The organism is Variovorax paradoxus (assembly GCF_000834655.1).
Lineage (GTDB): Bacteria > Pseudomonadota > Gammaproteobacteria > Burkholderiales > Burkholderiaceae_C > Variovorax > Variovorax paradoxus_F.
On the sequence record NZ_JXQQ01000084.1, the window covers coordinates 1 to 19,864 of the forward strand.

At 67.5% G+C, this 19,864-nt stretch carries 20 protein-coding genes; 14 read left to right on the forward strand and 6 right to left on the reverse strand.

Going from position 1 to position 19,864, the window contains the following annotated elements:
• Positions 1 to 109: 109 nt before the first annotated feature.
• From RT97_RS26475 to RT97_RS26500, 6 genes are all read right to left on the reverse strand, one after another.
• Positions 110 to 829 carry an ABC transporter ATP-binding protein gene (locus RT97_RS26475; RefSeq protein ID WP_042581843.1) on the reverse strand — a complete coding sequence of 240 codons (720 nt, stop codon included), beginning with the start codon at positions 827 to 829 and terminating at the stop codon, positions 110 to 112.
• Between the two features lies 1 nt (position 830).
• Positions 831 to 2,084: an ABC transporter substrate-binding protein gene (locus tag RT97_RS26480; RefSeq protein ID WP_042581844.1), complete on the reverse strand. Its 1,254-nt coding sequence runs from the start codon at positions 2,082 to 2,084 to the stop codon at positions 831 to 833.
• 44 nt (positions 2,085 to 2,128) lie between these two features.
• On the reverse strand, positions 2,129 to 3,592 hold the full coding sequence (locus tag RT97_RS26485; RefSeq protein WP_042581996.1) for an aldehyde dehydrogenase family protein: 1,464 nt from the start codon (positions 3,590 to 3,592) through the stop codon (positions 2,129 to 2,131).
• 157 nt (positions 3,593 to 3,749) lie between these two features.
• Positions 3,750 to 4,757, reverse strand: a complete 1,008-nt coding sequence (locus RT97_RS26490; RefSeq protein WP_042581845.1) for a hypothetical protein — start codon at positions 4,755 to 4,757, stop codon at positions 3,750 to 3,752.
• Positions 4,758 to 4,786: 29 nt separating this feature from the next.
• Positions 4,787 to 5,317 (reverse strand): hypothetical protein, encoded by a 531-nt coding sequence (locus RT97_RS26495; RefSeq protein WP_042581846.1) that lies wholly within the window; start codon positions 5,315 to 5,317, stop codon positions 4,787 to 4,789.
• A gap of 116 nt (positions 5,318 to 5,433) precedes the next feature.
• Positions 5,434 to 6,396: a LysR family transcriptional regulator gene (locus RT97_RS26500; protein WP_042581847.1), complete on the reverse strand. Its 963-nt coding sequence runs from the start codon at positions 6,394 to 6,396 to the stop codon at positions 5,434 to 5,436.
• 200 nt (positions 6,397 to 6,596) lie between these two features.
• On the opposite strand from RT97_RS26500, the gene RT97_RS26505 reads away from it, so the two are divergent.
• The 14 genes from RT97_RS26505 to RT97_RS26565 all read left to right on the forward strand — a co-directional run bounded on the left by RT97_RS26505 (position 6,597) and on the right by RT97_RS26565 (position 19,849).
• On the forward strand, positions 6,597 to 7,715 hold the full coding sequence (locus tag RT97_RS26505) for a nuclear transport factor 2 family protein (protein WP_042581848.1): 1,119 nt from the start codon (positions 6,597 to 6,599) through the stop codon (positions 7,713 to 7,715).
• Positions 7,682 to 9,196, forward strand: a complete 1,515-nt coding sequence (locus RT97_RS26510) for a L,D-transpeptidase family protein (RefSeq protein WP_042581849.1) — start codon at positions 7,682 to 7,684, stop codon at positions 9,194 to 9,196. The genes RT97_RS26505 and RT97_RS26510 overlap by 34 nt, the downstream gene beginning before the upstream one ends.
• Positions 9,197 to 9,620: 424 nt before the next feature.
• Positions 9,621 to 9,806 (forward strand): Flp family type IVb pilin, encoded by a 186-nt coding sequence (locus RT97_RS32790; protein ID WP_080898444.1) that lies wholly within the window; start codon positions 9,621 to 9,623, stop codon positions 9,804 to 9,806.
• A gap of 8 nt (positions 9,807 to 9,814) precedes the next feature.
• Positions 9,815 to 10,312 carry an A24 family peptidase gene (locus tag RT97_RS26515; RefSeq protein ID WP_042581850.1) on the forward strand — a complete coding sequence of 166 codons (498 nt, stop codon included), beginning with the start codon at positions 9,815 to 9,817 and terminating at the stop codon, positions 10,310 to 10,312.
• Between the two features lie 82 nt (positions 10,313 to 10,394).
• The gene (gene cpaB / locus RT97_RS26520; RefSeq protein ID WP_042581851.1) at positions 10,395 to 11,390 is read left to right on the forward strand and encodes a Flp pilus assembly protein CpaB; all 996 of its coding nucleotides are present in this window, start codon (positions 10,395 to 10,397) and stop codon (positions 11,388 to 11,390) included.
• 47 nt (positions 11,391 to 11,437) lie between these two features.
• Complete coding sequence (locus RT97_RS26525; RefSeq protein ID WP_042581852.1) at positions 11,438 to 12,874, forward strand: type II and III secretion system protein family protein; 1,437 nt, start codon at positions 11,438 to 11,440, stop codon at positions 12,872 to 12,874.
• A gap of 32 nt (positions 12,875 to 12,906) precedes the next feature.
• Positions 12,907 to 14,199, forward strand: coding sequence for an AAA family ATPase (locus RT97_RS26530; protein ID WP_042581853.1), 1,293 nt, complete (start codon positions 12,907 to 12,909; stop codon positions 14,197 to 14,199).
• A 6-nt stretch (positions 14,200 to 14,205) separates the two neighbouring features.
• A complete protein-coding gene (locus RT97_RS26535; protein WP_042581854.1) occupies positions 14,206 to 15,522 on the forward strand; it encodes a CpaF family protein in 1,317 nt (438 codons plus the stop codon).
• The gene (locus tag RT97_RS26540; RefSeq protein ID WP_042581855.1) at positions 15,515 to 16,507 is read left to right on the forward strand and encodes a type II secretion system F family protein; all 993 of its coding nucleotides are present in this window, start codon (positions 15,515 to 15,517) and stop codon (positions 16,505 to 16,507) included. The genes RT97_RS26535 and RT97_RS26540 overlap by 8 nt, the downstream gene beginning before the upstream one ends.
• Positions 16,504 to 17,478, forward strand: a complete 975-nt coding sequence (locus RT97_RS34210) for a type II secretion system F family protein (protein WP_042581856.1) — start codon at positions 16,504 to 16,506, stop codon at positions 17,476 to 17,478. The genes RT97_RS26540 and RT97_RS34210 overlap by 4 nt, the downstream gene beginning before the upstream one ends.
• Positions 17,475 to 18,440, forward strand: coding sequence for a hypothetical protein (locus RT97_RS26550; protein ID WP_042581857.1), 966 nt, complete (start codon positions 17,475 to 17,477; stop codon positions 18,438 to 18,440). The genes RT97_RS34210 and RT97_RS26550 overlap by 4 nt, the downstream gene beginning before the upstream one ends.
• Positions 18,437 to 18,868 carry a DUF3613 domain-containing protein gene (locus RT97_RS32190; RefSeq protein ID WP_052810759.1) on the forward strand — a complete coding sequence of 144 codons (432 nt, stop codon included), beginning with the start codon at positions 18,437 to 18,439 and terminating at the stop codon, positions 18,866 to 18,868. Before RT97_RS26550 ends, RT97_RS32190 begins: the two co-directional genes overlap by 4 nt.
• A 37-nt stretch (positions 18,869 to 18,905) precedes the next feature.
• Positions 18,906 to 19,379 carry a TadE/TadG family type IV pilus assembly protein gene (locus RT97_RS26560; protein WP_042581858.1) on the forward strand — a complete coding sequence of 158 codons (474 nt, stop codon included), beginning with the start codon at positions 18,906 to 18,908 and terminating at the stop codon, positions 19,377 to 19,379.
• Complete coding sequence (locus RT97_RS26565) at positions 19,376 to 19,849, forward strand: TadE/TadG family type IV pilus assembly protein (protein ID WP_042581859.1); 474 nt, start codon at positions 19,376 to 19,378, stop codon at positions 19,847 to 19,849. Before RT97_RS26560 ends, RT97_RS26565 begins: the two co-directional genes overlap by 4 nt.
• The last annotated feature ends 15 nt before the right edge of the window (positions 19,850 to 19,864 follow it).

Below are 19,864 nucleotides of genomic sequence, written 5' to 3' on the forward strand. Positions count from 1 at the left end.
GGCCCCAGCGGCGTTCGATGAAGCGCCAAGGGGAAACCAGCGCCGTCGTGCCCCCATCCCGACCTTCCCCCGGAAGGGGAAGGAGCAATGCGAAGACAACCCAGCGCGCTCATGCCTCCATCCCCATGTACACCCGCCGCACCTCCGGGTCGTTCATCACCGCGCGCGGCTCGCCCTCCGCCAGCTTCTGCCCGAAGTTGATGACGAACAACCGGTCCGCCAGCGACAGCAGCGCATGCACCACGTGCTCGATCCAGATCATCGTCACGCCGCGCGCCTTGATGCGCTTGAGCTCGTCGACCAGCACCGCGGCCTCGGGCTCGGTGAGGCCGCCCGCGATCTCGTCGAGCAGCAGCAGTTGCGGCTTCGTCGCCAGTGCGCGCGCGAGTTCGAGGCGCTTGCGGTCCAGCAGCGTGAGCCCGCCTGCCGGCTTGTTCGCATGCGGCATCAGGCCCGTCTGCTCCAGCACCTCATGCGCCGTGCGCCACGCATCGCGCTCGGTCTGCTGCCCGCCGAAGCAGGCCGCCGTCACGAGGTTCTCGAACACGCTCATGTTCCCGAACGGCTGCGGCACCTGGTAGCTGCGGCCGATGCCGGCGTGGCAGCGCTGGTGCGGCTTGAGCCGCGTCACGTCGCGTCCCGCGTACTCCACGCGCCCGGCATCGACGCGCACGTCGCCCGAGATCAGGTTGAACAGCGTGGTCTTGCCCGCGCCGTTCGGGCCGAGGATGCCCAGCGTCTCGCCCTCGGTCACGGCGAGCGAAATGCCGTCGGTGACCTTGAGCGCGCCGTAGGCCTTGCTCACGGCATGCAGTGCCAGCAGCGCCATGTCAGAGCAGCCGCAGCGCGCCGCCGGTCGGGATGCTCTTGGCCGCCTCGTTGTTCACGAGGGTGAGCTCGACCTTGTACTTCTTGCCCTTGCCCCACTGGCCGAGCACGAGCGGCGTCTTGCTCACGTTCTTGAACGGCCCCTGCCCGCCCCACTTCACGGGGCCGACCACCGAGTCGATCGAGGTCGATGCGACCGCATCGCGCACGTCGCCCGCCTTGAGCGACTTCGCACGGCCCAACGCATTCGCCGCCACCTCGAACAAGGCATGCGCAAAGCCGATGGGCTGGGTCCACTGCTTCTTCGCACCGGCTTCATAGGCCTCGGCCAGCGCCTTCGCGCTCTGCTGCGTAAGGCTCGATGTGAACGGGTGCGACGGACTCCACCACACCTCGGTCGAAAGACCGTCGCCCAGGTCGCCGAGCGCCTCGATCGCGCCGGGGAACAGGAGCGCCTTGCCCAGCGTGATGACCTTGGGCTTGAAGCCCTGCTGCCGCGCCTGCGTGAGGAAGGTCTTGGCATCGGGCGGGATCACCACGCCCGTGACGATTTCCACGCCCTCTTTCTTGAAGGCGGCGATCTGCGCGCTGAAGTCCTGCGTGCCGTTCTGGAAGCGCCCGGGGTCGGTGAGCGTGAAGCCCATCTGCGCGAGCGGCTTCGGAAAGCCCAGTTCCTTGTCGCCCCATGCGTTGCCGTCGCCGTCGTTCGGGAACAGGCCGCCCACCTTCTTGTTGGTGGCGAGCGTCTTCCAGCCGTTGGTGTAGTTGGCGATGACGTCTTCGAGCCCCCAGAACACGTGGTACGTCCAGTTGAAGCCCTTGGCCGGATCGCCCTTGCGGCCGAAGAACCACGGCTGCCACGGCACCACGCTGGAGATGCAGGGCACCTCGTTGAGTTCGCAGGCATCGCTCACCGGGTTGGCGGTTTCGGGCGTGCCTGCCGTGAGCACCAGCGCGACCTTGTCCTTGAGGATCAGGTCGTTGGCCACCTCGCCCGCGCGATTGGGGTTCGACTGGCTGTCCTTCAGCACGATCTGCACCGCGTACTTTTTTCCGCCGACGCCGATGCCGTCCTTGAACGCGGTCTTCATCTGCTCGATGACCCATTTGTCCGCTTCGCCGAATGGCGCGAGCGGGCCGGTCTGCGGCGAGACGTAGCCGATCTTGAGCGTGTCGGCCGCGAACACCAGCGGTGCCGCGCCCGAGGCGACGAGTGCGGCGGTGGCCTGCGTGAATTGCCTGCGATTGAATGTCATGGTTGTCTCCGTCTCTTGTGTGTTGGATGCCGCCCGGTCAGGGGTCAGCGCGCGAAGTGCGGCGGTATCTGCGCGTCGACGTTCACCCACACGCTTTTCACCTGCGTGTATTCGCGCATCGCATCGAACCCCATTTCGCGGCCGTAGCCGCTCTGGCCGACGCCGCCGAAGGGCGAGCCGGGGTTCACGCGCTTGTAGCTGTTGATCCACACCATGCCGGCGTGCAGGTCGCGCGCCACCTTGTGGGCGCGTTGCAGGTTGTTGGTCCACAGGCCGCTCCCCAGGCCGTAGTCGGTGCCGTTGGCGATCTGCATCGCCTCTTCGTCGTTCCTGAAGGTGAGCACGGTGACGAAGGGGCCGAACACTTCTTCCTGCGCCACGCGGTCCTTGTACGACTTCGCGCGCATCACGGTGGGCTCGACGTAGCAGCCCTTCGCAAGATCGCCGCCGGGCGACTTGCCGCCGGCGAGCAGTTCGCCGCCCTCGCCTTGCGCCACTTCGACGTAGCCCAGCACGCGCTCGCGGTGCTGCGCGCTGGTGAGCGGGCCCATCTCGGTGTCGTCGTCGAGCGGGTTGCCCAGGCGTATCGACTTTGCGAGCGGAATGAACTGCGCGAGGAACGCATCGGCGATCTTCTCGTGCAGCATCAGCCGCGAGCCCGCGATGCAGGCCTGCCCCTGGTTGTGGAAGATGGCCCACGCGCTGCCGTTGACGGCGGCTTGCAGGTTCGCATCCTCGAACACGATGTTGGGGCCCTTGCCGCCGAGTTCGAGCTGCACCTTCTTCAAGTTGCCCGCGCTCGCCTGCACGATGCGCCGGCCGGTCGCGGTGCTGCCGGTGAAGGCGATCTTCGCGATCTCCGGATGCTCTGCGATGTACTGGCCCGCGACGCTGCCCAGGCCCGGCAGCATGTTGACCACGCCGGGCGGCAGGCCCGCCTCGGCCATCAGCTCGGCGATGCGCAGCGAGCTGAGCGGCGTGATCTCGGCCGGCTTCATCACGATGCAGTTGCCGGCCGCGAGCGCGGGTGCCATCTTCCAGCTGGTGAACATCAGCGGAAAGTTCCACGGCACCACCTGCCCGACGATGCCCACGGGCTCCCGCAGCGTGTAGTTGAGAAAGCCCTCTTCGACCGGAATGGTCTCGCCCTGGAACTTGTCGGCCATGCCGCCGAAGTAGCGAAAGCATGCGGCCGTGCGCGGCACGTCCAGGCGGCGCGAATCGCGGATGGGGTGGCCGGTGTCGAGCGATTCGAGGCGTGCGAGCTCCTCGCCGCTGGCCTCGATGAGGTCGGCGAGTTTCAGCAGGATGCGGCCGCGGTCGGCTGCGGCCATGCGGCTCCATTTCGGGAACGCGCGCCTAGCTGCGGCCACGGCCTTGTCGACGTCGGCCTTGCCTGCGAGCGCGACATCGGCGATGGGCGTGTTGTCGTGCGGGTTGAGCGTGGCGAGGGTCTCGCCGGATTCCGCATCGACGAAGCGGCCGTCGATGAAGAGCTGGTGGCGGATGGGCGTGCGAAGGCCTGCCGCAGTGGCGATGTCATTGGGCTTCATGTTTTTGCATTCCTCCCTCTGCCGTTGGGGAGAGGGTCGGGGTGAGGGAGCGACGGTGGCTCGAGCACCACCTTCACCCCAGCCCTCTCCCGCGCGCGGGAGAGGGAGCCATTCAGAACTGCACGGGGATCTCGGGCGACTCGCCCTTCTGGATCTCGTACACGAGGCTCGGCGAGCCGTTCTCCCACACCAGCAGCATCGAGCGCTTGGGGCTGAAGCCCTGGTGGCGGCAGTACGCGGGCATGGCGGCCATGTCGCCGGCCTTCATGATCACGCGCGCCATGGGCTTGCCGGTGTTCTTGTCGCCGCAGTCCCAGTGGATCTCGTCGGTCATCTGGAAGAACCACTCGACGCGGTCGTTGCCGTGGATGATCGGCAGGATGTGCTCCTCGGTCGTCGGGCACATGTAGCTGTGCTTCACCACCGAGGTGAAGCTCGGGTTCCAGGTGACCTGCGAGCGGCTCAGGAAGCCGAAGAGGTTGAAGGCGTGCACTTCGTTCTCGAAGCCGGGCTCGGGGTGCAGCTCGGGCTCGGCCTGCGGCACGTCGGCGAAGGCGCGGTTGACCGGCGCGCCGCGCGCGTCGCTGCGCAGGTCGAGGTCGCCCTTCAGGCCCACGCAGCGTTTGGCAAGCTCGCGCGCCCGGGTGATCTTGGCGGTGTTGTTGCCGCTCTTGCGGCCGTAGGGCGAGCCGGTTTCCTGCGGCGCGCTGAAGGGGTCGAAGGCCTCGTTGGTCCAGTCGTCGAGCATGGCCTCGAAGGTGGCGCGGATCTGCGCGGTCGGAAAGTTTTCCAGGAGGTCGATGCCCGCGTCCTTCATCGTGCCGTTGAAGCTGCCGGCGTACAGGTCGACCGAGTCGTAGTGGTTGACGGTGCCGAACACGTCGTCGAAATTCACCCAGCCGTAGAAGAAGCCCCAGGCCACGTCGCGCATCAACGCGCGCAGGTAGTTGCCGGCGTCCAGCGTGTGGCTCATGGGGCGGCCGTCGCGGGTCTTCCAGCCGATGTGCACGAAATATTCGTCGCGGCGAAAGCTGAAGCTGCCGAGCGAAAAGTCCTTGTAGCCGAGCGTGGCGTCGGGCTGCGATGCGATCACGCGGGCGAGTTCTGCGGGTGCGTTCATGGTGTGTGGCTCCTGGATGCGTGCTGCGTTCAATGCGACTGGCAGATGTCGGCCCACTTCTCGACGGAGAGATCGCCCTTGCAGCTTTGAAGCACGATCACACCCGGCTTGCCGGCGGTGCGGAACTGGTAGGCGGTGTTCTTCGGCAAGAGGCCCTGGTGGCCGCGCGAGAGCTTCATCCACCCCATCTTCCTGCCCTTGGGCTCGCCCTTCACGAGCACGGCGCCGTTCTTTTCCGTGTCGGCGACGGCCTGGCTCGCGTCGAGCTGCACGAGGTGCACTTCGACATCGCCATCCATCACGAGCGCGAACTCGTCGTGCGCGCAGGTGAACCAGGGCGAGGTGCCTTCGGCGCGCAGCGTCTCGAGCACGTAGATCTGGTTCTGGCCGAACACGACCTTCTCGTAGGGCTTGCTGGTGCTCGCGATCTCGAAGCAGTTGGAGAACGCGTAGTGGCGCACGTCGTCGTCGATCGGCTCGACGTGGCCTTTCTCGAAATGCTCGAGCGATCCGAAGCGGGTCTTGTAGGCAGTCGAAGTGGTGGAAGCGGGGGCTGTCATGGCTTGTCTCCTTGGATGAGCGAACTCTAGGAGTCATGCCGTCCCGCCGGTAGGGACCAGATTGGAAGAGGATTATTCGGAGTCTCCGAACAATCGGCCGGGTTTACCCGGGATCGCTAGCCGCTCGACCGGCTGAATTCAATGAGTTCGGCCGGGATCATTCCGCGCTCGATCAGCGTGGCGTCCCAGGGCGGCACGCGGGTGAAGCGCGTGGCGATGTGCTCGATGAACAGACGCAGCTTCAGCGCATTGCGCGAGGTGCCCGCATACACCGCGCTCAGCGAGAACGACGAGAGCTGGTGCTCCGCCAGCACGACGCGCAGGTCGCCGCGCGCGATGGCATCGCCCGCCACCAGCGTCGGCAGGCACACGATGCCCGCGTGCTCCAGCGCGTATTCGCGCAGCAGGTGCACGCTGTTCGTGAGCAGCGCCGCGGCCAGGTAGATGGTGGTCTGCTCGCCCTTGTGATGAAAGGTCCAGCGGTCGCGCGTGGGATAGCCCGAGTACAGGCCCAGCTTGTGGCGGTGCAGCTCGCGCGGCGTGGCCGGCGTGCCGTGCGCCTCGAGGTAGGCGGGCGTGGCGCACAGCAGCCGCCGCACCGGAAAGAGCGGGCGCGACACCAGCTCCTGCGAGGCCGCGGGAAATATCTGCAGCGCGCAATCGACACCGGCCTTGACCGGATCGACCACCGCATCGCTCACGATCAGCTCCAGGTGGATGTCGGGGTAGGTGGTGTGGAACTCGTGCAGCAGCGAGGCGAAACGGCCCAGCACCATGCCGGTCAGCGCATGGACGCGCAGCGTGCCCGACGGGGTGCCGCGCGCATCGCGCATCTGGTCAACGATGTCGTTGGCGCGGCCGACCAGCTCGGTGCAGTCGCGCAGGAACGCCTGTCCCATGTCGCTGAGCCGGACCACGCGCGTGCTGCGGTGGAACAGCGGCGCGCCGAGAAACTCCTCCAGCTGCTTGACGCGCGTGGTGACCACCGAATTGGCCACCCGCAACTGCCGCGCGGCCTCCGCAAAGCTCTGGGTCTGCGCGACGCGAACGAAAGTTTCAATGCTTTGGAGGCGGTCCACGGCGGCACTGTACTGCGCGGGCCTGCTTTTTGCGCCCGGCGGCGGGGCGATCGGCGGCCCATCGGGGAAAGCCCGGGGACGGGCCGTTGCGGGCAAGACGAAACACCGTCATCCCTGTGTCAGAAGGTTAACTGGCCCACTTACAATCCTTGCCGCCCAGCACTGCTGCGTTATCCACCCCCTACGAGGTCTTGTCCGCAATGCCCAAGAGCCCCCGGCCTCGCGCCCGCTTCAGTTTTTCTCCCACCATGCGCGCACTGCTGCTGGCCGTTGCCTGCGGCGTGGCACTCCCGGCACTGGCCGCGATCGAGCATGAAGACGTCGACCGCCTCATGCAGGCGGGCAGGCTCGACGAGGCGATGACCAAGGCCGATGCATTCCTCAAAGACAAGCCGCGCGATCCGCAGATGCGCTTCCTGAAGGCCGTGATCCAGCTGGACACCGGCAAGCGCGCCGAGGCGATCGCCGCCTTCACCCAGCTCACGCTGGACGCCCCCGAGCTGCCCGAGCCGTACAACAACCTCGCGGTGATCTACGCGAGCCAGAACCAGTTCGACAAGGCCCGCAGCGCGCTGGAAAGCGCCATTCGCACCAACCCCAGCTACGCCACCGCCCAGGAAAACCTCGGCGACGTGTACGCCCGGCTCGCGAGCCAGGCCTACAGCAAGGCGCTGCAGCTGGACCAGAACAACACCGCGGTGCAGCCCAAGCTGGCCGTGATCCGCACGCTCTTCACACCGACGCCGCCGGGCGCCAAGCCCGCGGCGCTGGTCGCCTCGGCCGCGCCGGAGCGGCCCGCGCCTGCGGTCAAGGCAGCACCGCCCGCGCCAACGCCGGCCCCTGCTGCGCCTGCGCCTGCTCCCGCACCGGCTGCCAAGGTCGCCGCTGCACCGGCGCCAGCACCCGCACCCGTTGCGGCCCCGGCCAAGGCGCCCGAAGCCGCACCGACGCCCGCGCCCGCCCCTGCCGCCGCATCGGCCGCCACCGCCGAGATCGAATCCGCCGTGCGCGGCTGGGCCTCGGCCTGGGCCGGCCAGGACATGGACCGATACCTGGCCGCCTACGGCCCCGACTTCACCCCCGGCGGCGGCCAGAGCCGCAAGGCCTGGGAAGAAGACCGGCGCGCGCGCATCGTGGGCAAGTCGAGCATCAGCGTGAACATCGAGAACCTGGTGATCAAGGTCGACGGCCAGAACGCCACGGCCAAGTTCCGCCAGATCTATCGCGCGGACAGCCTCAACATCTCGAGCCGGAAGACGCTGGACCTGCAGCGCTCGGGCAACCAATGGCACATTCGCAAGGAAAGCGTCGGCGGCTAGTGACAGACATCGTCCGGCGCGGCCGGCTTCAGAATCCTCCGTTCCCGCGCCGCGGGAACCTGCTCGCAGTGCTGATGACCGCATCGGCACTGATGCTGGCGGCGCCCGGCGGCGCCTTCGCATCGAACAAGCCGGGCAGCGCAAAAACAAACAGCAGCAACAGCGCCAAGGCCGGCAAGAACGCCGGCAGCCGCAGCGCCGCGCATGCAACAGGCAGCCGGTCTGCCGGCAAGGAAGCCCGGGGCGGCGCCGGCAAGTCGGTGCAGGCCAAGGGCAAGAAGGCATCGCTGGCGGAGGCGCGGAGCGCGTCCGTCGCCGCCGCCGCTGCCAAACCCGCTCGCAGGTCCGCGCCCGCCGCTTCCATCCAGGAAGCCAGCAGCGCCGAAGCCCGGCTGATTTCCGTCTACGAGATGTTCGGCCGCGGCCAGTCCCGCCCCGCGCTGGCCAAGGCCCGCGACCTGGTGCGGGACTATCCCAACTTCCAGCTCGCGCAGCTCGTCTACGGCGACCTGCTCGCCGCGCAGGTGCCGCCCACGAATTCGCTCCCCGACAGCGCCGGCATCGCGCGTCTGCGCGGCAATCCGGCCATGGCCGAACTGCACGAGGAATCGCGCCGCCGCCTGCAGGCCCTGCGCGAGAGGCCGCCCGCGGGCACCGTGCCCTCGCAGTTCCTGTCGCTCTCCACGCGCAGCCGCTACGCCATCGCGGTGGATGCCTCGCGCTCCCGCCTGTACCTGATGGAGAACTCCGACAAGGGGTTGAAGCTGGTGGCCGACTACTACATCTCGGTGGGCAAGTCGGGCACCGACAAGGTCACCGAGGGCGACGCCCGCACGCCGCTGGGCGTTTACTACATCACCAGCAGCCTCGATCCGAAGTCGCTGAAGGACTTCTACGGCGCGGGCGCCCTGCCCATCAACTACCCGAACCCGTACGACGTGCGGCGCGGCAAGACCGGCGGCGGCATCTGGCTGCACGGCACGCCGCCCCAGCAGTTCGCGCGGGCGCCGCTGGCCAGCGACGGTTGCGTGGTCATGGCCAACCCGGACTTGAAGCAGTTGCTGCGAAAGGTGCAGATCGGCGCCACGCCGGTGGTCACAGCCCGCAGCCTGCAATGGATATCGCCGCCGCAGGCCGAAAAAGAAGCCCAGGCATTTAATAGCGCAATTACCGCCTGGAAAGATACACGCGCCAGCGGAAATGAAGCGCAATTGAAGAAATTCTATTTGCCCGATTTCCAGCGCAACAGCAAAAAAACGACCGAAGGTATTTCGGTGCTGCACGACGAAGTCGAATATGCGCAAGGCAAGCGCGTGCAGTTCAAGGACATGTCGTACCTGCACTGGCGCGACGGCGACGACACCATGGTCGCCACCTTCGGCGAAGTCTTCGAAGGCGAGAAGAGCGGACGCACCCGGCGCCAGTACTGGCTCAAACAGGGTACCGAGTGGAAGCTCTTCCACGAGGAAATCCTCGGCTGACGGCCGGCCGAGACCCTCTCGGCGATGCGGCCACCCCCTTCGATCTGTGAAATTTTGCGCACGCGCAGCGCCTAATTTGCGCGTTACAACTCTCTGTTACATACCCGGTGCTACGTAACACGTAACGCCTCTGTCCCCGTAACACCCGCCCTTCGCGCGTTCCCGAGACCGTAACGTCCCCTCCCATCTTCATGGGAGTCTGGGGCCGGTTTACAGAGGGAAAAATACGTCTCACGATTGTTAACTGACCTGACCGGGATCGCCTGGGTCCAGGTCGCAGGAAGTTGGCCGCCATCCTGCTAGTCCTTCTCCAATATCACACGAAGGACCTCACTCCCTCGGGTTTCTCTTGTTGATACACGGAGTTACGCTGTATAACATCCACATCGTCAGTCGTTGTTAACACTTCCTAAAGGGGTAAACCATGCTTAGTTCTATTACTCGTTTTCTGCGCGACGAAGAAGGTGCTACCGCAATTGAATATGGAATTATTGCGGGCCTGATTTCAATTGCGATCGTGTCCGTGCTTCCCGGAGTGGGCACCAGACTTGTGACGGTTTTTGAGCGAATTCGCGACGCACTCCCTACCGCTCCAGCTCCCGCGGGTTAAGAACGGCCGTGGCATTGGGATGCCTGCTCTGGCTTCTTTTCGTCACCGTCTATGACTTCCGACAACGCCGCGTCCCGAATTGGCTTGTGCTTGCAGGAGCCGCTGCGGCTCTCGCTGCACTCGCCCTCGGGATGCAGCCTTTCGGAATCGACTGGACCCAGGCGCTCCTCGGCGCAGGCGTCGGCTTCGGCTTCCTGCTGCTTTTCTATGCCTTCGGCCTCATGGGAGCAGGCGACGTGAAATTCGCAGGCGCTCTCGGACTCTGGGTCGGCCTGGCCGCCATGGGTCCCATCTGGATCGTCGCCAGCCTCTTGGCCGGCGCACACAGCGCGTTGTGGCATCTCCTGCAACGCTGGCCCTTTTCCCCGCGGCTCATCTCGATCCTGGCGGGTCCGACTTTGGCAGCCAACGGCGGCACCGCACCGCGCCGGGCTCGCTTCATTCCCTACGCGGCTTACCTGGCCATGGCCACGGCGGCATGGATGGTCTGGGGACGACAGAGCTAGCAGTTCCTGCCTCTCTGTCACTGCAGGCCATTCATTCCTCACTTTTCATGACTGCTTGCTCTCACTCCTCAGCCCGCCGCCCATGATCAATCTCACCAAAATCCTCGCAGCCATCCTGGTGCTCCTGGCCATCGCATTGGGCGGCTATGCCTGGATGCTGAGCCGGCAGGCACCCGTGCAGACCGCGCAGGCCAACGGCCCGGCACCCGCGACCGTCAAGGCGCAGCAGGTGCTGGTCTATCCGGTCGTCGTCGCCGCCAAGCCGCTGCCCGCGGGCCAGGCGATCCCCGCCGACGCCTTGCGCGTGGAGCGGCTGACGATCAACCCGGCAGGCGCATTCCAGGACGTGGCCGTCGCCGCCGGCCGCGTCCCCGTGCTGGATCTCGCCGAGGGCACGCCGGTGATGGAGAACCAGCTGGTCTCGGGCCTCGCCCTGCGAATTGCAGAGGGCGAGCGTGCCGTCGCGGTGAAGGCCGACGAGGTCATGGGCGTGGGCAACAAGCTGCAGCCCGGCGATTTCGTGGACGTCTTCATCACGCTCAAGTCGGACGGCAAGGACGTGGACCGCAGCCAGGCCCGCCTGCTCCTGTCGCGCAAGCGCGTGCTGGCATTCGGCAACGCATCGGTCGACGGCCTGCCGCCCAAGGGAACCGACAAGGCCGCGGCACAGCAAGCCCAGCGCGCCGAGCCCGCCCGCACCGCGGTGCTCGCGGTGCCCGTCGATGAAGTGAACCGCCTGACCATCGGCGACGCCAGCGGCAGGCTGATGCTGGCCCTGCGCAACCCGAACGACATGTCGGAGCCGGACCCCAAGCTCTTCGCCGACCTGCCGACCGCCTTGCAGCCCGTGCAGGCCAAGGCGGGCGAGGCGCGCCGCGCGCCGCTCGAAGGCCTGGACCGCGCCCAGGCCGGCCTCACCGCTGCCGACCTGGTCACCGGCGGCAAGGGCCCGGCCGTGCGGCCGCAGGTGGCCGAAGTGCGGGCCGCCAGCGCCGTCCCGCGCGCCGCCGGCCCCGCCCGCACGGGACTGCAGGTGGAGGTCATTCGCGGCGAGCGCAGCGAAACCGTGAACTACTGATTGATTGCCGATTGCGCAGCACGACACCCGTCATCCAGGAACAACAAATGCACAACACGCCCAGCGAGCCGACGACCAGCGCCACTCGCAGTCCCGGGGAAGTTTCATCGCGGCTGCTGCGGCCGTCCCTGATCGCCCTGTGCGCGACGGCGCAGGCTGTCTGGCCGCTGGCATCCACCGCCGCCGACACGCAGTCGGCGCAGGCGGGGCGCTCGCAGAAAGCGCAGCCATCGCCGCTGCAGCCGGTGCAACTGCAACAACCGCGCACGCTCACCCTGGGCGCCGGCACGCAGCAGGAGCTCTTGATCGACAAGGGCATCGACCGCATGGCGATCGGCGACGAAGCCGTGGCCGGCGTCACGATCACGCGCAAGACACCCAATTCCCCCGCCGCCCGGCTGATCGTGACCGGCAAGGCCGCCGGGCGCACCACGCTCATGGTCTGGGAAAAGGGCAACAACGCCGCCACCACCTACACGCTCGAAGTGCGCCGCCGCTCGTCCACGCTCAACGGCACCATGGACAGCATGCCGGCGCACCAGCAGGCGCGCGACGCCGCGCTGGCCAGCACCCCCGACAAGGCCGAACTGAACGACCGCTCGATCGTCAACGTGCGAAGCAACACCGTGCAGGTCGAGGTGAAGGTGGTGGAGTTCAACCGCAGTGTGCTCAAGCAGGCGGGGCTCAACATCTTCAGCACCCGCACCAACTCGAACGGCTTCAGCTTCGGGGTGTTCTCGCCCTCGTCGCTCAGGTCCGCCAACTTTGCATCCGACGGCACCATCAGCGGCGAATACAACAATCCGCTCGCGCAAGCCTTCAGCCTCCTGTTCAACTTCAGCAAGGCCGGCATCGGCCTGAACGTCGGCTTCCTCGAAGGCAACGGCATGGCGCGCGTGCTCGCCGAGCCCACGCTCGTGGCCATGTCGGGCCAGAGCGCCAGCTTCCTCTCGGGCGGCGAGCTGCCGGTGCCGGTGCCGCAGGGCCTGGGCACCACCAGCATCGAATACAAGCCCTTCGGCATCGGCCTCACGCTGACGCCCACGGTGCTGTCGAACGAACGCATCGTGCTCAAGGTGGCGCCCGAAGCCAGCGACCTGGACTACACGAATTCGCTGAGCATCAACGGCGTGGCGGTTCCGGCCATCACCACGCGCCGCGCGGACACCACGGTGGAACTGGGCGACGGCGAGAGCTTCATCATCGGCGGCCTCGTGAGCCGCACCACCACCTCCAACGCCGACAAGGTGCCGCTGCTGGGCGACCTGCCGATCCTGGGGTCCTTCTTCAAGCAGAACAAGTACCAGATGAACGAGAAGGAGCTCGTGATCATGGTCACGCCGCACCTGGTCAAGCCCATCGCGCGCGGCACCGACCTCGCGCCCTACCTGCCCGGCAGCGCCGAGCAACGCGACGGCGCCGTGTGGCGTTCGTATTTCCTGGGCGGCGCGATCGATACCGCAGTCCCGGGTTTCTCGCGTTGACAGCCACAGCCCCCTCCTCGCCAGGCAGCACCATGAACGCTCCACGCGACAACCTTCCAGAAGTGGGCGCAGAAACCTACCTGTTCGCATCGGGCAACGGCAGCCACATCACCTGGCTCACCGATGCGCTCTCCCGCCTCGGCTCGGTGGTGGTGCTCGGCCCGGACACCAAGTCGATCGACGAGCGCATCGCGCTGCTCGGTCCGGTGGCGGTGTTCATCGATTTCTCGCTCGACCAGTGCGAGACCGCCGGCCCGCTGCATCAGCGCCTGAAGCGCGACTGGCCCGCGTTGCCGGTGCTCGCCACCGGCGTCTCGTCCGAGCCTGCCGCCATGCTCGCAGCGCTGCGCGCGGGTGTGGACGATTTCGTCGACATCTCGGCGCCCCCCGCGGATGCGGTGAGCACGCTGCGAACGCTGATCGAGCGGCGCAGTTCCCAGCAGGTGAGCACGCGCGGGCGCACCCTGGCGCTGCTCGGCGCACGCGCGGGCCTGGGCGTCACCACGCTGGCGACCAGCCTCGCGCTGACGCTCAACGACGTGCTCGCGCAAGCGCAGGCACAGGCGCAAGCGGCCGCGCGCGGCCCGGCACGCGCCGCGCGCCACGGCGTGGCGCTGCTCGACCTGGGCCTGCCGGCGCGCGACGGACTGCTCTACCTGGACACCCAAAGCGGCTTCAGCTTTGTCGACGGCGTTCGCAACCTGCGCCGGCTCGACCAGACCCTGCTGCACACGGCGCTGGCGCATCACAGCAGCGGCGTCGCGGTGCTGCCGCTGCCCGCGAGCCTCGCGCAGGTGCGCGAGATCTCGCATGCCGACTCGGTCGCGCTCATCAAGCGCCTGACCGACTTCTTCGATTTCCAGATCGCCGACCTGGGCGGTTTCTCCACCGTCGACTTCGTGGCGCAGACCGTGCGCGAGGCGCAACGCACCTGGGTGGTCTGCGACCAGAGCATCGGCGCGATCGTCTCCACCGCCAACCTGCTCAAGGATCTGCGCACGCGCGAGGTCGACACGACGCATCTCTCGCTGGTGGTCAACAAGTTCGACAGCCACGTGGACCTCACCGCCAAGGACATCGCCGAGCGCCTGGAGCTGCCGCTGCATCACGTGATTCCCGCACGCAGCGCGCCTTTGCTGTCGGCCGCGAGCCGCGGCGAAATGCTGGTGCGCACCGCGCGCAACGACCCGTATTCGCAGGCCGTCTCCGCGCTGGCCCGAGGCCTGCAGCAGGAATTCATGTCTCCAACAGGCCAGCCGCCGGCCAAAGATCCTCGCTGGAGCGCGTTGATTTCGCGTTTCCGCAAGAGCCCAAGTGAAGGTTGAGCCCCCATGTCCAACGATATCGAATTTGCCGACGACGACCAGGCGTTCATCAATTCGCAGCAGTTCCAGGACATCAAGAGCTGGACGCACGATCACCTGTTGAGCCGCATCGAGGAGCTGGGCGCGGAGTTCGGCCGCTGGTCGCGTGCGTCGATCCAGCAGTTCGTCGAACTCGAAGTGGACAGCTTCGTGCGCCTTCGCCGCGTGCCGATCAACGACCGCGAGATGCAGCTCATCTCCGACGCGCTGACCAAGGAACTGGCGGGCTTCGGTCCGCTGGAAGACCTGCTCAACGACCCGGCGGTGGAAGACATCCTGATCAACGGCTACCAGAACGTGTATGTCTCCCGCCACGGCATGCTGGAGCGCGAGACGGTGCGCTTCGCCGATGCCGAGCATGTGATGCGCATCGTGCGCCGCATCCTCGCGCCGCTGGGCCGCCGGCTCGACGAATCCAACCCGATGGTCGATGCGCGCCTGCCGGACGGCGGCCGCATCAACGTGATCATCGAGCCGCTGGCCATCGACGGCCTCTCGGTCTCGATCCGCAAGTTCCGCAAGGAACCCCTCACGCCGGCCGACCTGGTGAAGCTCGGTACTTTCGATGCGGGCATGGCGCAGTTGCTGGAGATCGCGGTACGCGCGCGCTGCAACATCCTCGTGAGCGGCGGCACCAGCTCGGGCAAGACCTCGCTGCTCAATGCGCTGGCCAGCTACATCCCGGCGCGCGAGCGGGTCATCACCATCGAAGACACCGCCGAACTCTCCCTGGGCACCAGCCACGTCGTGCGGCTGGAGAGCCGGCCGGGCGGCTTCGACGGCACGGGCGTCATCTCCATTCGCGACCTGCTGCGCAACAGCCTGCGCATGCGGCCGGACCGGATCATCGTGGGCGAAGTGCGCGGCGCCGAAGTCATCGAGATGATGCAGGCCATGAACACCGGCCACGAAGGCTCGATGGGCACCATCCACGCGAGCTCGCCGCGCGAATGCCTCTACCGGCTGGAAATGCTCGCGGGCTTCGCGGGCTACCAGGGCAGCGAGGTGAGCCTGCGCCGGCAGATCGCCAACGCCATCGACTTCATCGTGCAGATCGGCCGGCTCTCGGGCGGCCAGCGGCGCATCATTTCGCTGAGCGAAGTCACCGGGGTCAACGACAACATCGTCGCGATGCAGGAGCTGTACCGCTACGAGCCCATCGTCTCGCCCGACGGCGAGGAGCGCGACCGCTGGGTGTCGCTGGGCATCGCGCCGCATTCGCCCAAGATCACGCGCTTTCGCCAATCGTTGACGCGGGCGGCGCAGGGAGACGGCCGTGCGTGAAGGCCTGCTCGTCGTAGCCGTCATCGCGCTGCTGGCAGCAGCCGCGGGATTGCTGCTGTGGCAGTGGGCCAGGAAGCGGCAGGTGCGGCAGGCCGCGGAGCGCCACCTGCGCCAGCAGATCCTTGCCAGCAGTTCGCAGGGAATGCCGGTGCCGATGCCCGTGCGGGACATGGCCGCGAACGAGCCGCCGCTGGGCCTGACCACCGACCCCTGGCTGGAAACCGAGGCCACATCGAAAGTCTCCGTCCCCACCGGGATGGTCGACAAGCTCATGCCCGGCTGGCTCGTGGGCGTGGTCCAGCCACGCACCATCGTGCTGGCCCTGGCGGGCATCGCGCTGCTCTGCCTCCTGGCCGGCGCGTTCGGCGGCTGGCTTGCCGCATTCGGCGTGCTGCTGCTGATGCTGCTCGTCGCGACCTTCGTGCTCTGGCTCCAGCTGCAGAAATTCCGCCGCAAGCTGGTGAGCCAGCTGCCCGCCTACATCGATGCGATGGTGCGCCTCATCACCATCGGCAACTCCACGCAGGCCGCCTTCCAGCTGGCGATTTCCACCACCGAGACGCCGCTGCGCGGGCACCTGGAGCGCTCGGCCGCGCTGGTGCGCGCGGGCGTGGACCTGGACCGCGCGCTGCACCAGACCGCCGCCAACGTGCGCGTCGAAGAACTGTTTCTGCTCGCGTCCATCCTGGGCCTGGGCGTGCGCTACGGCGGCCGTGCCGACCTGCTGCTCGAGCGCGTGGCCAACTTCATGCGCGACCGCGAGCAGGCAGAGCACGAACTCGTCGCGATGTCCGCGGAGACGCGGCTCTCGGCCTGGATCCTCGGATTGCTGCCGGTGGGCGTCGGGGCGTTCCTGATCATGAGCAACCCGAGCTATTTCCTCGGCATGTGGAACGACGGCACGGGCCGCATCCTCATCTTTTCCGCGCTGGGCCTGCAGCTGACGGGCGCCGCGCTGCTCTACCGCCTGGCGAGGCTGGCATGACATTCACGCCCAACCAGTTGGCCATCTTCGCCCTGGTGCTGCTGGCCGTGGGACTGATGGTCGGCGCCGGCGCGCTGTTCGCGGCCGAACTGCGGCGCACGCGCAGCGGACAGGTCATCGGCCGTGCCATCCGCCAGGCCGGCGCGCCGGCCGATGCCAAGGCAGACGACAGGGCCGGCCCCGAGACCGTGCCAGATGCCGAAACGCCGGCACATGCCGACCGCGAGCTGCCCTTCCACTGGCTCGATTCGCGGCTGGGCCGGGCGCTGGTGGCGGACGAGGACAGGAACCTCATCGACCAGTGCGGCCTGCCCTCCAAGCGCACGCAACTGGTCTTCCTGGTCACGCGCATCCTGCTCGCGCTGGTGCTCCCGTTCCTGGTCTATGTGGTCTGGGGCGAAGGCCGTGCGCAGCGCACGGTGACCTTCGTGCTGGCCGCCTCCTTCGTGGTCGGTTTCATGGCGCCCAAGTGGGTGCTGGGCCGCATCGCCGCGGGACGGCGCGAACGCGCGGCGCAGGAACTGCCGCTTTTCATCGACCTGCTTCGGCTGCTGCAGGGCGTGGGCCTGAGCCTCGACCAGAGCCTGCAGATCATGGCCTCCGACTTCCAGCACGTGTTGAAGGTGCTGGGCTACGAACTGACGCTGGCCAACAACCAGTACAGCCGAGGCCGCACGCGCGAGCACTCGCTGCAACGCCTGGCCACCCTGCACAAGAACGAGGACCTGCGCGGCCTCGTCTCCCTGCTGGTGCAGGTCGACCGGCACGGCGGCGCGGTGCAGGAGCCCCTGCGCATCTTCAGCGACCGGCTGCGCGAGCACCGGCGCTCGGAGATGAAGGAGCGCATCGGAAAGATCACCGTGAAGATGACCGGCGTCATGGTGACCACGCTCTTGCCGGCACTGGTCATCGTGACTGCGGGACCGGGTTTCATCGCGATATTCCGTTCACTGGGAGCCGTCACCAAATGAAAACCCTCGCCATTTCCATGCGCTCCCGCGCGGCAGGCCGCATGCTGGCCTGCACGGCCGCCGCGCTCGCCGCCCTCGCGGCGGCCGGCTGCGGCACCCTCAAGGACCAGTACGCCGCCAGCAACGACGCGCAGCAGCGGGCGGTTGCCGAGGCGGCCGCCGACACCAGGGCCGGCGCCGCCATCGACACCAAGGCCACGTACCTGCGGCTGGTCGAGCAGATGCAGAACGAAGGCCTGTGGTTCGCATCGCTGGCCCACATCGATGCGCTGGAGCAGCGCTGGGGCGTGTCGCCCGAATCCACGCGCGCGCGTGCCGATGCATTGCGCCAGACCGGCCAGGCCGCGCCGAGCGAGGCGGCCTACAAGCGCCTCATCGGCACGCCGCTGGAGAGCGCCGGCTACCGCGGTCTCGGCCTCCTGGCAGGCGCGCGCGGAAGCTTCCCCGAAGCCGTGCAACTGCTCAAGCAGGCCCAGCGCCAGACCCCGACCGATGCCCTGCTGCTCAGCGACCTGGGCTATGCGAGCCTTCGCGCGGGACAGATCGCCGATGCGCGGTTGCCGCTGATGCAGGCGCTGCAATTGAGCCCGACCAACACCCAGGCGCAGGCCAACCTCGCGCTCTACCTCGAAGCCACCGACCAGGGCGAGCAGGCCAACCGATTGATGGAAGCCAACCGCATGCCGGCAGCCACGCGCGCAGCCGTGCGCGAAGCCGCGCAACAACTGCGCACCGGTGCGCCGCTCGCGGCAACCGGTGGCGCTCCCCTCGCCACGCCTCTTGCCGTTCGCCCGCTGTCGAGCGGCACGACGCTGGCGCGGGACGATGCGGCGCCCCCGCCCCTGGCACTGAAGGCATCGCGCTGGGCCGGCATGGGCGGCGTGCGCACCGCGAGCCAGCTGAACCCGTCCACCGCGGATTCCGCCGCGTCACCCCTTCCGACCGCACGAGCCACTCCATGAAAAAAGAACACGCCTTTCGCTTCGCCGCACTGTCGTCCGCCTTCGGCGTGAGCGTCGCACTGATGGTCTTTGCGCCCGTCGCGCTGGCGCAGGAGGCCAAGCCCGCCGCGCCGATGACGAAGAGCCAGGCTCAGCCCACGGCAGCGCCTGCGACCGCACCCGTGCCGTCGCACGACCATGAGGAAATGGCCGAGGACGAAGACTTCGTCTACGAACCGCTGCAGGTAGGCGATGCGACGCAGGGCCTGCTCGCCTGGCAGCGCAGCGGCGAGATCGCCTCCACCACGCCGCGCCCCATCGCGGGCAGCGTGGCGAACCGCAGCTACGAGCGGTACCTCAAGAGCTTCGAGTTTCCGATTCCGGAGCGCATGAGCTCGTCGGTCAAGTCGTCGTCCGGTTCGGGCAGCAGCGCCACCGCACCCAGGTAAGGCCGAGACAGGACCCGGTCCCCACACCCGCATCGCCATGAAAACGCCAGGCACCCGCCCCGCAGCACGCCGCCAACGCGGCGTGTATGCGATCGAGTTCGCGATGGTGTTCCTGATCTTCTTCGCAGTGCTTTACGGGGCCATCTGCTACGGCATGCTGTTCGCGTTTCGCCTGGGCGTGCAGAACGCGGCGGAAGACGGCGCGCGTGCGGCGTTGCGCTACCAGTCCACGCTGCAGGGCCGGCAAGACCATGCGCGAGCCGTCGCGCAACAGGCCATCACATGGCTGCCAACCGTGGTGACGCGCAATGTCCAGGCCACGGTCTGCGGCGTCGTCAGCAACGTCTGCGGAACGCCGACCTGCGGCCCGGAGTGGGACGCCCGCTGCCAGATGGTGGTCACCGTCACCGCATCGAACATGAACGGCCTGCTGCCGCCGCTGCCTGCTTTCGCGATGCCGAACATCATCATCGGCAAGGCCAGCATGCTCCTCGATGGGAGGTCGCCATGATTGCCGGCCGCGTGAAAAGCAGAGAGCGCGGCGTGGCCGCGATCGAATTCGCGCTGGTCTTCGTGCTGCTTTTCAGCGTCCTGTACGCGGTCGCGACATTCGGCGCGGTCTTCTACACGCAGCAGGTGGTCACGCGCGCCGCGGAGGAAGGCGCGCGGGTCGCGAGCATGGTGACCGCACCAGTCGGCAACGACGCGCGGGTCACCGATGCCGTCTATGGCGCCCTGGCCAATTCGCTCGTGGTTCCTGCTTCTTCCAATGCCAGCGTGACGACGCGTCGCGCCTGGATCGCCGCCACGGTGGTGGTGACCGCAGCGCCGAGCGGCGCAGGCACATCGGCCGCCTATGTGGTGACCGTGAGCTATCCGTACAGCGCGAACCGCCTGCTTCCGACGATGCCGTTGCTGGACCTCAGCACATGGGTGCCCGACCAACTGCGGAGCCGATCGACCATCGCGCTCCGGTCCTGAAGGGGAGTTCACCGC